Origin of the sequence: Clavibacter tessellarius (genome assembly GCF_001618005.1) — a bacterium.
Lineage (GTDB): Bacteria > Actinomycetota > Actinomycetes > Actinomycetales > Microbacteriaceae > Clavibacter > Clavibacter tessellarius_A.
On sequence record NZ_LQXA01000028.1, the window covers coordinates 34,921 to 50,204 of the forward strand.

Here is a 15,284-nt window from a genome sequence, read left to right on the forward strand (position 1 = left end):
CCCGCCGGTAGCCTGACCGCATGAGCCACGACCCCGTCGCCCCCTCCGCCCCCGCGATCGTCGACGGGGCGCCGGACGGCCCGCGGCTCGGCGTGATCGTGGTGGCGGCGGGCAGCGGCACCCGCCTCGGCGCCGGGATCCCGAAGGCGCTCGTCGAGGTCGGCGGCGCCACGCTGCTGGCACGCTCCCTGTCCGCGGTCCTCGACCTCGCGGAGGAGGCGCGGGTCGTCGTCGTCGCACCGGCGACGCACCTCGACGAGACGGCCGCCATCGTCGACGCCGTCGCGGGCGCGGCCCGGTCGTCCGTCGACGTCGTGGTGGGCGGGGCGACCCGGCAGGGGTCCGTGCGGGCGGGTCTCGACGCGCTCGCCGCATCCGTCGACACGGTCCTCGTGCACGACGCGGCGCGCGCGCTCACGCCCACCGCGCTCTTCGCCGCGGTCGCCCGGGCCGTGCGCGACGACGGCGCGGGCGTCGTCCCCGGCCTCCCCGTCACCGACACGGTCAAGCGCGTCGGCGCCGCGGGGGAGTGCCTCGGCACGGTCGACCGCAGCGACCTCGTGGGCGTCCAGACCCCGCAGGGCTTCCCGCGCGCCGCCCTCGTCGCCGCGTACGCATCCGCCGCCGCCGAGCACACGGACGACGCGGCGCTCTTCCAGGCCGCGGGCGGCGGGGTCCGCGTGATCCCCGGCGACGCGCTCGCGTTCAAGGTCACCACGGCGTGGGACCTGCGTCGCGCGGAGGAGCTCGTCGCACGCGCGGCGGGGGGCGGATCCGCCGCCGCGCGCCTCCGCTCGGGCATCGGCACCGACGTGCACGCGGTCGACGCGTCGCAGCCGCTCTGGCTCGCGGGCCTGCACTGGCCGGGCGAGGCCGGCCTCGCGGGGCACAGCGACGGCGACGCCGTGAGCCACGCGATGTGCGACGCGCTCCTCTCCGCCGCCGGCCTCGGCGACATCGGCGGGATCTTCGGCACCGACGACCCGGAGCTCGACGGCGCGCACGGCGACGTCTTCCTGCGGCGCACCGCGGAGCTCGTGCGCGGGGCCGGCTTCCGGATCGTCAACGTGGCCGTGCAGGTCATGGCCGTGCGCCCCAAGCTGTCGCCGCGGCGGGCCGAGGCCGAGCGGATCCTCTCCGCCGCCCTCGGCGCGCCCGTCTCGCTCGCGGGCACCACGACGGACGGGCTCGGCTTCACGGGTCGCGGCGACGGAGTCGCCGCGGTCGCGACGGCCCTCGTCGAGCGCGTCTGACGGGGCGCGCCCGGGACGCCGCGGCCCGTCGCATCGGCCGTCACCCGGCGGGGGCGCGGAGGCGCGCTGACTAGGATCTGTGTGTGACCCTGCGCCTCCACGACTCCCGGACGCAGTCCCTGCGGGACTTCGTCCCCCTCGTCGACGGCAGGGTGGGCATCTACGTGTGCGGCCCGACGGTCCAGTCCGCCCCCCACATCGGACACCTCCGCTCCGCCCTCGCGTACGACCAGCTGCGCCGCTGGCTGACCTACCGCGGGCTCGACGTCACGCTCGTGCGCAACGTCACCGACATCGACGACAAGGTCATCGACAACGCCCGCCGTGGTCAGGAGGCGGGCGGCACGGAGGAGTGGTGGGCGCTCGCCTACCGCGTGGAGCTCGAGTTCTCCCGCGCCTACGGCGCCCTCGGGATCCTGCCGCCCAGCTACGAGCCGCGCGCCACCGCCAGCATCGGCGAGATGCAGGTGCTCATCGCGCGCCTCATCGAGCGCGGGCACGCCTACCCCGCTGGCGACGAGTCGGGCGACGTCTACTTCGACACCGCCTCCTGGCCCGAGTACGGCGAGCTCACCCGCCAGCGCGCCGCCGACATGGAGGCCGCGGCCGACGCGGATCCGCGCGCCAAGCGCGACGTGCGCGACTTCGCGCTCTGGAAGGGCGCCAAGCAGGGCGAGCCCGCGAGCGCGTCGTGGCCGTCCCCGTGGGGCGCCGGCCGTCCGGGCTGGCACATCGAGTGCTCCGCCATGTCCACGCGCTACCTCGGCGCCGAGTTCGACATCCACGGCGGCGGCCTCGACCTCCGCTTCCCGCACCACGAGAACGAGCTGGCGCAGTCGCGCGCGGCGGGGGACCCGTTCGCCCGGTACTGGCTGCACAACGGGCTCGTCGCGGTCGCCGGCCAGAAGATGAGCAAGTCGCTCGGCAACTCGCTGTTCGCGGCCGACCTGCTGACCTCGGCCCGTCCCGTCGTCGTCCGCTACTTCCTCGGATCCGCGCACTACCGCTCCACCCTCGAGTTCCACGACGGCGCGCTCGCCGAGGCCGAGGCCGCTCTTGACCGCATCGAGACGTTCCTCGACCGCAGCGCCCGGCGCCTCGCGGGCACGCGCTTCCAGGCCGCGGCCGCTGCCGAGGACGGCGCGCCCGCCGTCGTGCCCGCCGCGTTCGCCGAGGCGATGGACGACGACCTCAGCGTCCCGCAGGCGCTCGCCGTGCTGCACGACGCCGTCCGCGCGGGCAACGCCGCCCTCGACGCCGGCGACCTCCCGGAGGCCGCGTCCCAGCGCGCGGACGTCTCCGCAATGGTGGCGGTGCTCGGCATCGACCCCCTCGCCGACGAATGGCGCACCGCGTCCGACCAGCCCGCGCGCCGTGCGCTGCAGGCGCTGGTCGAGCACCGGATCGCCGAGCGACAGACCGCGCGGGAGGCCAGGGACTTCGCCCTCGCCGACCGCATCAGACAGGAGCTGGCCGAGGCCGGCATCACGATAGAGGACTCGCCCGGCGGGTCGCATTGGAGCATCGATGGCGAATAAGCCCAGCCGATCAGGCGCGGTACGCAAGACCAAGAAGGGCCCGCTCAAGGGATCCGGAGGGCAGGGCAGGCAGGCCCTCGAGGGCAAGAAGCCCACGCCCAAGGCAGAGGACCGGCCGTACCACCCCGCGGGCAAGCGCAAGCTCGCGAAGGACCGGTACGAGGCGGCGTCCGCGGGCGCCAACCGCGGCCGCGACGAGCGCGCCGAGCGCTCGCCCGCACCCCGCTCGGCCCCGCCGCGCGCCCGCGCGACCGACCGGCCCGCGGGTGCGGACGCCCCGCGCGCCCGCCGCGCGAAGCAGCAGGACGAGTCCGAGGTCGTCACCGGCCGCAACTCGGTCGTCGAGGCGCTCCGGGCGAAGATCCCCGCGACCGCCCTCTACATCGCCTCGCGCATCGAGTACGACGACCGCGTCAAGGAGGTGCTGTCGCTCGCCACCGGGCGCGGGATCCCCGTGCTCGAGGTCATGCGACCGGAGCTCGACCGCATCGCCGGCCACGACGCCGTGCACCAGGGCCTCGCGCTCAAGGTGCCGCCGTACGAGTACGCGGACGCGATCGAGCTGCTCGACAAGACGATCTCGCGCGGCCAGCTGCCGCTCATGGTCGCGCTCGACGGCATCACCGACCCGCGCAACCTCGGGGCGATCATCCGCTCGGTCGCCGCGTTCGGCGGCCACGGCGTGATCGTGCCGCAGCGACGCTCGGTCGGCCTCACCGCGAGCGCGTGGAAGACGTCCGCCGGCGCCGCCGCGCGCACGCCCGTCGCCATGGCGTCGAACCTCACGCAGACGCTCAAGGCGCTCAAGCAGCGCGGCGTCTTCGTGGTCGGCCTCGACGGCGGCGGCGACATGTCGCTGCACGAGTTCACGCTCGCCGACCGGCCGATCGTCGTCGTCGTCGGCTCCGAGGGGAAGGGCCTGTCGCGCCTCGTCACCGAGACCTGCGACACCGTCGTGTCCATCCCGATCGGCGCCTCCACCGAGTCGCTCAACGCGGGCATCGCGGCGAGCGTCACGCTGTACGAGATCGGCAAGCTGCGCACGGCGGCCCGCCGCAAGTAGACCATCGCACGCACGAGGAGCCGGGACCCCAGGGTCCCGGCTCCTCGTGCGTGCGGCCTCGGCCAGCGGCGATCAGACCTTCGCGCGCCAGTCCTCGGCGGCCTCTGCCTCGGTGATCGGCACGTCCGACTCGTCCTCGATCACGCCGATCGACTCGGTGGGCGGATCGATGACGGTCGCCTCGTCGCGGCGGTGGCGGAGGATGTCCTGCACGTAGGCCGTGACGGCCTCCGCCAGCGGGATGTCCCGGTTCATCTTCTGCGACATGTACCAGCGGTGCTCCAGCAGCTGGTGGAACACCTCGGCGGGCTCGAGCTTGCCGCGGAGGTCGCGGGGGATCGCGCGCACGACGGGCTCGAAGACGCGGGCGAGCCACTCGTGGGCCACCATCTCCTCGTCGTGGTCCTGCTTGTCGGCCGCCGCGGTGTAGGAGTCGAGGTCGTTGAGCAGGCGCCTGGCCTGGTTCTCCTGCGCGTCCACGCCCGTGAGGCGCAGCAGCCGCCGCTGGTGGTGCCCGGCGTCGACGACCTTGGGCTGGATCCGCACCTGCGAGCCCTCCGCGGTGGTGCGGATGGCGAGCTCCTCGATGTCGAAGCCCAGGTCGTTGAGCCGGTCGACGCGCTCGTTGATGCGCCACCGCTCCGAGGTGGGGAACTCCTCGCGTCCCGTGAGCTCCTTCCAGAGCATCCGGTACTGCGCCACGATGCGCGTGCTCGTCTCGAGCGGGTCGAGCCCCTCCTCGATGCGGCCCCCGGCCTCGAGGTCCATGAGCTCGCCGGCGATGTTGACCCGCGCGATCTCGAGGTCGTTCTCGCGCTGCCCGTTGGAGAGGCCGCCGTTGAAGAGCTTGCCGGTCTCGGCATCCACGAGGTAGGCCGCGAACGCGCCGGCGTCGCGCCGGAAGAGGGTGTTCGAGAGCGAGACGTCGCCCCAGAAGAAGCCGATCATGTGCAGGCGCACCAGGAGCACGGCGAGGGCGTCGACGAGACGCGTCGCCGTGTCGGGCCGGAGCTGCTGGGAGAAGAGCGCCCGGTAGGGCAGCGAGAACTTGAGGTGGCGCGTGACGAGCACCGACTTGAGCGGGTCGCCGTCCTCGTCCGTGCGGTTCGTGATGACCGCGACCGGCTCCACGCACGGGATCTCGAGGCGCTGGAGCGTCCGCAGCATGTCGTACTCCCCGCGCGCCATCTCGTCCGTCGTCTCCTTGATGGCGATCACGTAGCCGGACAGGTTCGCGAACCGCACGAGGTGCCGCGAGATGCCCTTCGGCAGGGTCGCGATGGCCGAGGAGGGCCACTCGTCGAGCGGCAGCTGCCACGGCAGGTCGAGGAGCGCGGGGTCGACCGTCGCCGCGGTGATGTTGAGGGATCCGGCCATGGTGCGACCCTACCCGACCCCGGAAACGCCGCTGCCGCGGCCCCGGTGCTCCCGGGGGAGCGAGGGGACCGCGGCAGCGGACGTGCGGTGACGGAGCGGATCAGCCCGCGGCGACCGGCGCGTTGAGGCGGAGGCCGCTCTCGGCGTCGAAGGCGTGGAGGTGGCCCGGCTGCGGCGTGATGAAGACGGTGTCGCCGGCGTTCGGGTGCAGGCGGCCGTCGACGCGCGCGACGAGGTCGGTGCGCTTGCCCTCGATGTCGGTGTGGCCGTAGAGGTAGCCGTCCGCGCCGAGCTCCTCGACGAGGTCGACCGTGACCGAGAGGCCCTGGCCCTGCGTCGTGGAGACGACGACGTCCTCGGGACGCACGCCGATGGTCACGGCGTTTCCGCTCGCGTTCGTGAGCACGTCGCGCTCGACGGGCACCACGGCGGAGCCGAACTGCACGCCGCCGTCGACGACGTTCGCGGTGAAGAGGTTCATCGCGGGCGAGCCGATGAAGCCGGCCACGAAGACGTTCTGCGGCTTCTCGTAGAGGTCGCGCGGGGTGCCGACCTGCTGCAGGACGCCGTCCTTGAGGACCGCGATGCGGTCGCCCATGGTGAGCGCCTCGGTCTGGTCGTGGGTGACGTAGACCGTGGTGACGCCGAGGCGGCGCTGGAGCGACGCGATCTGCGTGCGGGTCTGGACGCGGAGCTTGGCGTCGAGGTTTGACAGCGGCTCGTCCATGAGGAACACCTGCGGCTGGCGCACGATGGCGCGGCCCATGGCGACGCGCTGGCGCTGGCCGCCGGAGAGGGCCTTGGGCTTCCGGCTGAGGTAGGGCTCGAGGTCGAGGAGCTTGGCGGCCTCGAGGACGCGGGTGGCCCGCTCGTCCTTGCCGACGCCGGCGATCTTGAGCGCGAAGCCCATGTTCTCGGCGACGGTCATGTGGGGGTACAGCGCGTAGTTCTGGAACACCATCGCGATGTCGCGGTCCTTCGGCGGCACGTCCGTGACGTTGCGGTCGCCGATGAAGATGTTGCCGTCGTTGACCTCCTCGAGGCCCGCGAGCATGCGGAGGGTGGTCGACTTGCCGCAGCCGGACGGGCCGACGAGGACGAGGAACTCGCCGTCGGCGACCTCCAGGTCGATCTGGTCGACGGCCGGGCGGGTGGAGCCCGGGTACAGGCGCGTGGCCTTGTCGAAAGTTACTGATGCCATTTCGGTGTTCTCCTTCACGGGCAGGTACGTGCCCGACGATCCGTGGTGATGGATGTGATGCTCATGGCTCATCGCTGTGGGCGACGACGACCACCCGATGAGTATTGCACGAGGGCCATGGAGCGGGAAGCGCACCATGATGCGGATCGGCGGCTATTCCCCACCTGGGGACCTCCGCCGCCGAGCCTGTATCGTCGGATGGACGACCTCCTCGCGCGGCCGCGTCATCGCTTTCCCAGGCTGCCCGCCTAGAGTCCTGAGGTCGTGCGGGAGCCCGCCCGCACCCGACATCCATCCCCTGAGCGAGGATCCATGAGCAGCACGCCGCCCGCGCACGAACCGCACGGCGGCCATCGTCGACGCCGCGAGGCGGCGCGCGAGAAGGCCCGGCTCAACCGCATGAAGCAGCGACGTCGCGACGTCGCGACGCGCGGCCTCGTGCGCGGCGGCATCGCGGTGGCCCTCGTCGCCGTCGTGGTCGTGGTCGGCCTCATCGTCGTCCAGGGCGCCCGCCCCGCCGGACCCGGCCCCCAGAACATGGCGAGCGACGGCATCCTCATCGGCAAGGACCTGGCAGCCGTCCCCACCCGGGCGCTCGAGCCGCAGCAGGTCCCGGTCCCCACCCAGTCCGAGGCCGCCGGCGTCGCCCACATCCGCGTGTACGTCGACTACCTCTGCACGGCGTGCAAGGAGTTCCAGGACACGAACGGGGCGCAGATGGAGGGGTGGCTGCAGTCCGGCGCCGCCACCGTCGAGGTGCACCCCGTCGCCATACTCACGAGCAAGTCGCAGGGGTACTCGCAGCGCGCTGCCAACGCCGCCGCCTGCGTCGCCGACACCTCGCCCGACGACTTCTGGGCGTTCAACGCGTCCCTGTTCGCGGAGCAGCCGGCGGAGCAGAGCACGGGGCTCAGCGACGAGCGCATCACGGAGCTCGCGGGGCAGGCTGGCGCCTCGTCGCCCGACGTGGCGAAGTGCATCGCGGACCAGCGCTTCCAGTCCTGGGTCAACGCCGCCACCGATCGCGTCCTCAACGGCGACATCCCCGACTCCAACGTCGCGAAGGTCGTCGGCGCTCCCGTCATCGTCGTCGGCGAGCGGCAGTACACGGGTCAGCCGGACGACGCCAAGGCGTTCGCGGCGTTCGTGCTGCAGGCCGCTGGGCAGGACCCGACCTCCACGCCGACGCCCGCCCCCGAGGCGACCCCCGCCACCGCGCCGTAGGCGGCGCACCGGCTCCTATGATGGATCGACGGCCCGCGAGGGCGGTCGGCCGGCCTGGCGCAATTGGTAGCGCACCGCACTTGTAATGCGGCGGTTACGGGTTCGAGTCCCGTGGCCGGCTCGAGACGGTCGCCTCAGTCGAGGACCGTGATCATCCGCTCGCCGGGGACGACGATGCGCGGGCCCTTGCCGTCGGGTTCGGCGTCGCCGACGTACAGCCACCCGAGCAGGTCCTCCCCGTCGGACAGCCCGTGCATGCGGCGGACCGGGTCGCTGCGCGTGAGACCCCCGGTGCGCCAGAAGACGCCCCAGCCCTGCTCCTCGAGCAGCAGCGTGAGCGCGTGGGCCACGCCGGCGGCGACGGCCTCCTGCTCCCACTCCGGGACCTTGCGGCTGGGCGTGCGGCGGACGACCACGGCGACGAGCAGGCTCGCGCGATGGACCTTCTTGCCGTGCTTGCCGGATCCGGCGTCACCTGCCGCCTCGTCCATCGCCGCGCCGAGGCGGTCGCGCGCGGTCCCGCGGATCTCGATGACGCGCCAGGGGCGCAGGCCTCCGTGGTCGGCCAGCCGGCAGGCGGCCTCGACGAGCGGGACGAGGTCCTCGTGCGAGGGCGAGGCCGCACCCACGGAGGAGCGGGAGCGCCGCCCGCGCAGCGCGTCGAGCACGGGGGTGCCGGGCCCGGTCGGGTCGGCGTCGCCGCCCGCCCGGTGCCGCGGCATCGGGGTCACTCCGCCGTGCGGAACGACATGGAGACCGAGTTCATGCAGAACCGGTCGCCCGTGGGGGTCTGCGGGGCGTCGTCGAAGACGTGCCCGAGGTGCGATCCGCACCGTGCGCAGACGACCTCGACGCGCTTCATGCCGAGGCTGGTGTCGGTGTACAGCTTGACCGCGTCGCTCTCCTTCGGCGCGTAGAAGCTCGGCCACCCGCAGTGGGAGTCGAACTTCGTGTCGCTCGTGAAGAGCTCGGCACCGCAGGCCTTGCAGCCGTAGACGCCGGTGCGGTCCTCGTCCAGCAGCTCGCCCGTCCAGGGGCGCTCGGTGGCCTGCTGTCGCAGCACCGCGTACTCCTCGGGGGAGAGCTCCTGACGCCACTGCTCGTCGGTCTTCTCGATCTCGTAGGCCATGGTGCGGGTCCTTTCTCGCTGGTCGATCCTAGGGGCGGCGTCCCAGCGCGCCTCCTGGGTCAACCGACGCGGTGCCCCGAGGATTCCTCGGGCGAGGACGCTTCGCCGCCCGGCGTGGGCGGATCCGGCCGTCGCCCGCCCGACGGGACACCCCGCGCGCGTTCGCGAGGCGCCCAGGATCCCGCCCCTAGTATGTGGGGGATGTCGGGGAAGGAGCACGCCGTGGACCACCGCGAAGCCCGCTCCGCCACCGCCCCCTCTCCCCAGGACGCGGGCGTCGTCGAGCTCGACGAGCGCTCGCGCGCCGTCCTCGACTTCGAACGCGACTGGACCCGGCACGCCGGGGCCAAGGAGGAGGCCATCCGCCAGGCCTTCGGCCTGTCGGCCACCCGCTACTACCAGCTGCTGGGCGCCCTCATCGAGACGCGTCCGGCGCTCGCCTACGACCCGCTCCTCGTCGGCCGGCTCCTCCGACTGCGTGAGACGCGCGCCGCGGCCCGCGCCGCGCGAGCGCTCCCCGCCGGTCTCCCGCACCGCCCGAACGCGCGCTGACCCGCGCCCTACCGAGGAGACTCGAGACCGCCATGCCCTCCCACGCTCCCGACCGGTTCGACGACGTACCCGGCGACCTCAGCCGCGTCGGCGCGCACCGCGCCCCGCGCCCTCGCCATCACCGGTTCCGGGCGTTCGCCTGGGCGGCGCTCGCCACGGGCCTCCTCGTCGGGCTCGGGGTGGTCGGGCTGTTCGTGATCGACGACCGGGTGTCCTTCACGGACATCATCCCGAACGACAGCGCCTCCGAGGAGGCGGCGGCTCCCACCGAGACGCCGACCGTGGCGCCCACCACGGTCCCAGGGATGGTCGTGACCGTGCTCAACGGCACCCGCACGTCGGGCCTCTCGGCCAAGGCCGCCACAGCGCTCCAGACGGCCGGCTGGAAGATCGGCTCCCGGGTGAACGCGAGCTCGTCCGACATCACGACGACCACCGTCTACTACTACGACGCAGCGGACGAGGGCGCGGCCCGCGGGCTCGTGGCGCAGCTCGGGGTGGGCGACGTGCAGCAGTCCGAGCAGTTCCGCCCCGCGCAGGGCACGGCGGCCGCCCAGGCGGCGCGCCTCACGGCTGTCCTCGGCGCGGACTACGCGGCCCGCGGCTAGACGACGGCGGGCCCCGTCGGGCCCGTGGGGAAACCGGGCACCGGATGCGCCAGCCTGGCTATCGTGCTGCCTGGTCGCATGCCCCTCGCGTCCCGGCTCTGCACGCCGCCGTCCCGAGGGCGTGTCGCGGGGCCGATGCAGGGCTCCGCGATCGACCCGGGGGTGGCGGTACCGCGCCCCCGCCATCGCGCAGTCGCACTGGGAGAAGCACATGGCCAACGGAACCGTGAAGTGGTTCAACGGGGAGAAGGGGTTCGGATTCATCACCGTGGACCCGGTAGAGGGCGGCGCCGCCCAGCAGGACGTCTTCGTCCACTACTCGGCCATAGAGATGTCGGGATACAAGGTCCTCGAGGAGGGGCAGCGGGTCGTCTTCGAGATCGGCCAGGGGTCCAAGGGCCTGCAGGCCGAGAAGGTCACGCTGGGCTGACTCCGCGCTCCCACGACGCCGCCGTCCCCGGGACGGCGGCGTCGCGCATGTCCGCCACGTGTCCTCCCCCAGGCCGCCGCCTGTGAGCGGCTCGCTTGCACTCCCGTAGGGCGAGTGCCAGAATCGTCCCTGGCACTCCCTCACGGGGAGTGCTAGACGACTGCCTTTTTCCTGACGTCCGGGAGGGACGAGAGATACACATGGCTAAGATCATCGCTTTTGACGAAGAAGCCCGCCGCGGCCTCGAGCGCGGCCTCAACATCCTGGCCGACGCGGTCCGCGTGACCCTCGGCCCGCGTGGCCGCAACGTCGTCCTCGAGAAGAAGTGGGGCGCCCCCACCATCACGAACGACGGCGTCTCCATCGCCAAGGAGATCGAGCTCGACGACCCGTTCGAGAAGATCGGCGCTGAGCTCGTCAAGGAGGTCGCCAAGAAGACCGACGACGTCGCCGGTGACGGCACCACCACCGCGACCGTCCTCGCGCAGGCCCTGGTCCGCGAGGGCCTCCGCAACGTCGCCGCGGGTGCCGACCCCATCAGCCTCAAGCGCGGCATCGAGAAGGCCGTCGCCGCCGTCACGGAGGAGCTCAAGGCCGCCGCGAAGGAGATCGAGACCAAGGAGGAGATCGCCGCCACCGCGTCCATCTCCGCCGGCGACTCCACCATCGGCGCGATCATCGCCGAGGCGATCGACAAGGTCGGCAAGGAGGGCGTCGTCACCGTCGAGGAGTCGAACACCTTCGGCACCGAGCTCGAGCTCACCGAGGGCATGCGCTTCGACAAGGGCTACCTGTCGCAGTACTTCGTCACCGACCCCGAGCGCCAGGAGGCCGTGTTCGAGGACGCGTACATCCTGATCGTCAACTCGAAGATCTCGAACATCAAGGACCTGCTGCCGATCGTCGACAAGGTCATCCAGTCCGGCAAGCAGCTCCTCATCATCGCGGAGGACGTGGACGGCGAGGCCCTGGCCACGCTCGTCGTGAACAAGATCCGCGGCATCTTCAAGTCGGTCGCCGTCAAGGCCCCCGGCTTCGGCGACCGTCGCAAGGCGCAGCTGCAGGACATCGCGATCCTCACCGGCGGCCAGGTCATCGCCGAGGAGGTCGGCCTCAAGCTCGAGAACGTCACCCTCGACCTGCTCGGCACGGCCCGCAAGGTCGTCATCACCAAGGACGAGACCACGATCGTCGACGGCGGCGGCGACGCCACCGAGATCTCGGCGCGCGTGCAGCAGATCCGCAACGAGATCACCAACACCGACAGCGACTACGACCGCGAGAAGCTCCAGGAGCGCCTCGCGAAGCTCGCCGGCGGCGTGGCGGTCATCAAGGCCGGCGCGGCGACCGAGGTCGAGCTCAAGGAGCGCAAGCACCGCATCGAGGACGCCGTCCGCAACGCGAAGGCCGCCGTCGAGGAGGGCATCGTCGCCGGTGGTGGCGTCGCCCTCATCCAGGCCGGCAAGCTCGCGTTCGAGAAGCTCCAGCTCGAGGGCGACGAGGCGACCGGCGCGAACATCGTCCGCGTCGCGGTCGACGCTCCGCTCAAGCAGATCGCGATCAACGCGGGCCTCGAGCCCGGCGTCGTCGCCGAGCGCGTCCGCAACCTCCCCTCGGGTCACGGCCTCAACGCCGCCACGGGTGAGTACGTCGACATGCTCGCCGCGGGCATCAACGACCCGGTGAAGGTCACGCGCTCGGCCCTGCTGAACGCGGCGTCCATCGCCGGCCTGTTCCTCACGACCGAGGCCGTCGTCGCCGACAAGCCCGAGAAGAACCCGGCCCCGGCCGGCGACCCCTCGGGTGGCATGGACTTCTAGTCCGAACGGGCGGGAGCGGCGACGCTCCCGCCCCGCATCACCCTCAGCACGACGAAGCGGGCGGTCCCTCCGGGGCCGCCCGCTTCGTCGTGCGCTCATGCGCTCCCGGCAGGGCGCGAGGCCGGCCCGGGTGGTGCAGGAGCCCTAGTGCGCGAACATGCGCGCGTTCCCCTCCTCGACCTCGGCGTACTGGCGGGCCGCCGAGCTCAGTGCCTGGTTGATGCTCGCGAGAGCCTCCTCCACCCGCTGCTGCGTGCCCTTCCACTCCGCCACGACACCCTGGAACGCGGTGGCGGCGCTGCCGGACCACGAGCCCTGCAGATCCGCCAGCTGCCCATGCAGGCCGGACACCTCCGCCTGGATGCGGCCGATGCTTCCCTGGACCGCCGCGGTCGCGCTGAGCACGGCCTCGCTGTCCACCTGGTACCTCGTCATGTGCTCCTCCTCCTGGTCGACGGACGACCGGAGGCTAGGGGCGGGTCAGGAGGCGGGGCCGGGCGGCGTCGTGCCGGTGGACGAGGACGGGGCCTCGGAGCTGGGGAGGAGCGGGAGGATGACCCGGAACGTCGCGCCGCCCCCCTCGGTCTCCACGACGTCGACCCGGCCGCGGTGCGCCGCGACGATGGCCGAGACGATCGCGAGGCCCAGGCCGCTGCCACCGGTCTCCCGGGTGCGCGACGTGTCCGCGCGCCAGAACCGCTGGAAGATCTTCTCCCGGATCTGGGGCGGGACACCGTCGCCGTGGTCGCGCACCTCGATCCGCGCCTCGCGCGCGCGCTCGTCCACGACGGTCGCGAGCTCGATCGGGCTGCCGTCGGGCGTGAACCGGACGGCGTTGCCGATGAGGTTCGTGACGACCTGGCGGATCTTGTTCTCCTCGGCCGAGACCATGGCGACGCCCTCGGCGGCACGAGCGCCGCCGGCGTCGGGGGAGATGGCCGCGAGCGCTCCGGTCGCCGTCTCGCCGGGGCGCCGGGTGCGTCGCGCCCGCAGCCGCGACAGCGTGGCGCCGGCGAAGGCGATCGGCCCGGTGGCGTCGTTCCCGGTCGCGGTGCCGCGGAGGGCGTCCGGCGGCATCTCCTGCGTGGGCTCGAGGCCGTCCGCGTCGAGGATCAGCCCGATCGGGTTGACCAGCACGGGCGGGAGCGCCGTCACCGTGCGCGTCTGCGAGGAGGCCATGGCGTCGAGCGCGGCGTCGCGGGCGATGGGGTAGAGGTCGACGGGTGCGAGCTGCAGCGGCTTCGTCTCGTCGAGGCGCGCGAGCTCGAGGAGGTCCTCGACGAGCCCGCCCATGCGGATCGCCTCCTTCTCGATGCGCTCCATGGCCTGCGACACGTCCTCGGGCGTCTGCAGCGCGCCCATGCGGTACAGCTCCGCGTAGCCGCGGACGGACACCAGCGGGGTGCGCAGCTCGTGGCTCGCGTCGCCCACGAAGCGCCGCATCTGGTCGATGGTCTTCGCGCGGTCGGCGAACGCGCGGTCGATGCGGCTGAGCATGGTGTTGAGGGAGCGGTTGAGGCGCCCCACCTCGGTGTTCGGGGTGGCGCCGCCGAGGCGCTGGCCGAAGTCGCCCTCGGCGATGGCGGCGGCGGTGCGCTCCACCTGGCGGAGAGGACCGAACGTGCTCGTCACGAGCATGCGGGTGACCGCCGCGCCCAGCACGACGACGGCGAGCCCGAAGCTGGCGAAGATGACGATGTAGGTGGCGACGAGGTCGTCGACCTCGCTGAGCGGCTTGGCCACGACGAGCGTCGAGTAGGCGGTGGTGTTCGGGCCGGCGTTCTGCGACACCCGCACGATCCCGTGCCAGGTCCCCTTCCCGGCGTTGTCGGAGAACTGGACGATCTGCTCGTTGCGCTCGGACGCCCGCGCGAGGTCCAGGTCGAAGACGCGGGGGTGGGAGGCGGAGCCGCCGGACCAGTTGTCGGCGATGACGTCGCCCTGGGCGTCGAGCAGGAGGACGAAGTAGGTGGAGTCGGCCGTCTCCACGTCGTCCTGGGTGAAGGTCTCGGGCGTGGCCTGGTCGGTGCCGAGGATCTTCGGGAGCTGCGTCGCGGCGATGCGGAGCTGCGCGTCGAGCTGGATCACCATCTGCTGCCGGAGCAGGTACATGGTGCCGGCGCCGGAGACGAGGAGGCCGAGCAGGAGCAGGAGCACCGTGACGCCCGTGATCTTGGTGCGCAGGGAGACGTTGTTCCACTTCTCCGAGATGTAGTCGTGCACTGGCCGCACCTCGTGTTCCGTCATGGTGACCGTGTCCCATGAGGATAGGCGACGCCGGATGTGGGATCGGCCGGGCGCCCAGCGGGCGTCCGGCCGATCAGGAGGTGCGCGACCCGGCGGGGGTCGGGTGGATCAGGACTTGGCGGCCTTCAGCATGTAGCCGAAGCCGCGCTTGGTCTGGATGACCGGCTCCGAGGAGTGCTGGTCGAGCTTGCGCCGCAGGTAGGAGATGTAGGACTCCACGATGCCGGCGTCGCCGTTGAAGTCGTACTCCCACACGTGGTCGAGGATCTGCGCCTTCGAGAGCACGCGGTTGGGGTTGAGCATGAGGTAGCGGAGGAGCTTGAACTCGGTGGGGCTCAGCTCGATGGGCTCCTCGCCCACGAGGACCTCGTGCGTGTCCTGGTCCATCGTGAGCTCGCCCGCGCGGATGATCGCGTCCTCGTCGGCGTGCATGGTGCGACGGAGGATGGCCTTGATGCGGGCCACGATCTCGTCGAGGCTGAACGGCTTGGTGACGTAGTCGTCGCCGCCGACCGTGAGGCCCGTGATCTTGTCCTCGGTGTCGTCCTTCGCCGTGAGGAAGAGGATCGGCGCGGTGTAGCCGGCTGCACGGAGGCGCTTGGTGACGCCGAAGCCGTTCATGTCCGGCAGCATGACGTCGAGGATGATCAGGTCGGGCTCCTCCTCGAGGACGGCCGAGATGGCCTGGGCGCCGTTGCCGACGGCGCGGACCGCGAACCCGGCGAACCGGAGGCTCGTGGTCAGCAGGTCGCGGATGTTGGGCTCGTCATCGACGATAAGGATCTTCGGGCCATCGCTCATGGGATGAAGTATCTGCGCGCTCGCTGGGAGCTGCCTGGATG

15 protein-coding genes and 1 tRNA gene are annotated in these 15,284 nt (G+C 72.2%); 9 read left to right on the plus strand and 7 right to left on the minus strand.

Annotated elements, in window-relative coordinates:
• Window positions 1-20: 20 nt before the first annotated feature.
• The 3 genes from ispD (at window position 21) to rlmB (ending at window position 3,854) form a co-directional block, all read left to right on the plus strand.
• Entirely contained in the window at window positions 21-1,253 is a 1,233-nt protein-coding gene (gene ispD / locus AWH51_RS06970) for a 2-C-methyl-D-erythritol 4-phosphate cytidylyltransferase (RefSeq protein WP_063071377.1), read from the plus strand.
• A gap of 83 nt (window positions 1,254-1,336) precedes the next feature.
• Window positions 1,337-2,791, plus strand: coding sequence for a cysteine--tRNA ligase (cysS, locus tag AWH51_RS06975; protein WP_063071378.1), 1,455 nt, complete (start codon window positions 1,337-1,339; stop codon window positions 2,789-2,791).
• Window positions 2,781-3,854: a 23S rRNA (guanosine(2251)-2'-O)-methyltransferase RlmB gene (gene rlmB, locus AWH51_RS06980; RefSeq protein WP_063071379.1), complete on the plus strand. Its 1,074-nt coding sequence runs from the start codon at window positions 2,781-2,783 to the stop codon at window positions 3,852-3,854. Before cysS ends, rlmB begins: the two co-directional genes overlap by 11 nt.
• A 72-nt stretch (window positions 3,855-3,926) precedes the next feature.
• Here the strand turns inward: rlmB and AWH51_RS06985 are convergent, their stop codons facing one another.
• Window positions 3,927-5,231, minus strand: a complete 1,305-nt coding sequence (locus tag AWH51_RS06985) for a DUF4032 domain-containing protein (protein WP_063071380.1) — start codon at window positions 5,229-5,231, stop codon at window positions 3,927-3,929.
• Between the two features lie 100 nt (window positions 5,232-5,331).
• Window positions 5,332-6,432, minus strand: coding sequence for an ABC transporter ATP-binding protein (locus AWH51_RS06990; protein ID WP_063071381.1), 1,101 nt, complete (start codon window positions 6,430-6,432; stop codon window positions 5,332-5,334).
• Window positions 6,433-6,744: 312 nt separating this feature from the next.
• Between AWH51_RS06990 and AWH51_RS06995 the strand changes: the two genes are divergently transcribed.
• Entirely contained in the window at window positions 6,745-7,656 is a 912-nt protein-coding gene (locus tag AWH51_RS06995) for a DsbA family protein (protein WP_063071382.1), read from the plus strand.
• Between the two features lie 48 nt (window positions 7,657-7,704).
• A tRNA-Thr gene (locus AWH51_RS07000) sits at window positions 7,705-7,777 on the plus strand.
• Between the two features lie 13 nt (window positions 7,778-7,790).
• On the opposite strand, the gene AWH51_RS07005 is transcribed toward AWH51_RS07000, so the two are convergent.
• Both AWH51_RS07005 and msrB read right to left on the minus strand, forming a co-directional pair.
• Complete coding sequence (locus AWH51_RS07005; protein WP_063071449.1) at window positions 7,791-8,378, minus strand: nitroreductase family protein; 588 nt, start codon at window positions 8,376-8,378, stop codon at window positions 7,791-7,793.
• 5 nt (window positions 8,379-8,383) lie between these two features.
• Complete coding sequence (gene msrB / locus AWH51_RS07010; RefSeq protein ID WP_063071383.1) at window positions 8,384-8,785, minus strand: peptide-methionine (R)-S-oxide reductase MsrB; 402 nt, start codon at window positions 8,783-8,785, stop codon at window positions 8,384-8,386.
• 222 nt (window positions 8,786-9,007) lie between these two features.
• On the opposite strand from msrB, the gene AWH51_RS07015 reads away from it, so the two are divergent.
• The 4 genes from AWH51_RS07015 to groL all read left to right on the plus strand — a co-directional run bounded on the left by AWH51_RS07015 (window position 9,008) and on the right by groL (window position 12,195).
• Complete coding sequence (locus AWH51_RS07015; RefSeq protein ID WP_063071450.1) at window positions 9,008-9,337, plus strand: DUF3263 domain-containing protein; 330 nt, start codon at window positions 9,008-9,010, stop codon at window positions 9,335-9,337.
• Between the two features lie 32 nt (window positions 9,338-9,369).
• The gene (locus AWH51_RS07020) at window positions 9,370-9,945 is read left to right on the plus strand and encodes a LytR C-terminal domain-containing protein (RefSeq protein ID WP_063071384.1); all 576 of its coding nucleotides are present in this window, start codon (window positions 9,370-9,372) and stop codon (window positions 9,943-9,945) included.
• 211 nt (window positions 9,946-10,156) lie between these two features.
• Window positions 10,157-10,375, plus strand: coding sequence for a cold-shock protein (locus AWH51_RS07025; RefSeq protein ID WP_063071385.1), 219 nt, complete (start codon window positions 10,157-10,159; stop codon window positions 10,373-10,375).
• A 200-nt stretch (window positions 10,376-10,575) separates the two neighbouring features.
• Window positions 10,576-12,195: a chaperonin GroEL gene (gene groL, locus AWH51_RS07030; protein WP_063071386.1), complete on the plus strand. Its 1,620-nt coding sequence runs from the start codon at window positions 10,576-10,578 to the stop codon at window positions 12,193-12,195.
• Between the two features lie 144 nt (window positions 12,196-12,339).
• Here groL and AWH51_RS07035 read toward each other — a convergent pair whose 3' ends face one another.
• The 3 genes from AWH51_RS07035 to AWH51_RS07045 all read right to left on the minus strand — a co-directional run bounded on the left by AWH51_RS07035 (window position 12,340) and on the right by AWH51_RS07045 (window position 15,243).
• Window positions 12,340-12,630: a WXG100 family type VII secretion target gene (locus AWH51_RS07035; RefSeq protein ID WP_063071387.1), complete on the minus strand. Its 291-nt coding sequence runs from the start codon at window positions 12,628-12,630 to the stop codon at window positions 12,340-12,342.
• 45 nt (window positions 12,631-12,675) lie between these two features.
• Window positions 12,676-14,442 (minus strand): sensor histidine kinase, encoded by a 1,767-nt coding sequence (locus AWH51_RS07040; RefSeq protein WP_254654503.1) that lies wholly within the window; start codon window positions 14,440-14,442, stop codon window positions 12,676-12,678.
• A gap of 108 nt (window positions 14,443-14,550) precedes the next feature.
• Window positions 14,551-15,243, minus strand: coding sequence for a response regulator transcription factor (locus AWH51_RS07045; protein WP_012039163.1), 693 nt, complete (start codon window positions 15,241-15,243; stop codon window positions 14,551-14,553).
• Between the last annotated feature and the right edge of the window lie 41 nt (window positions 15,244-15,284).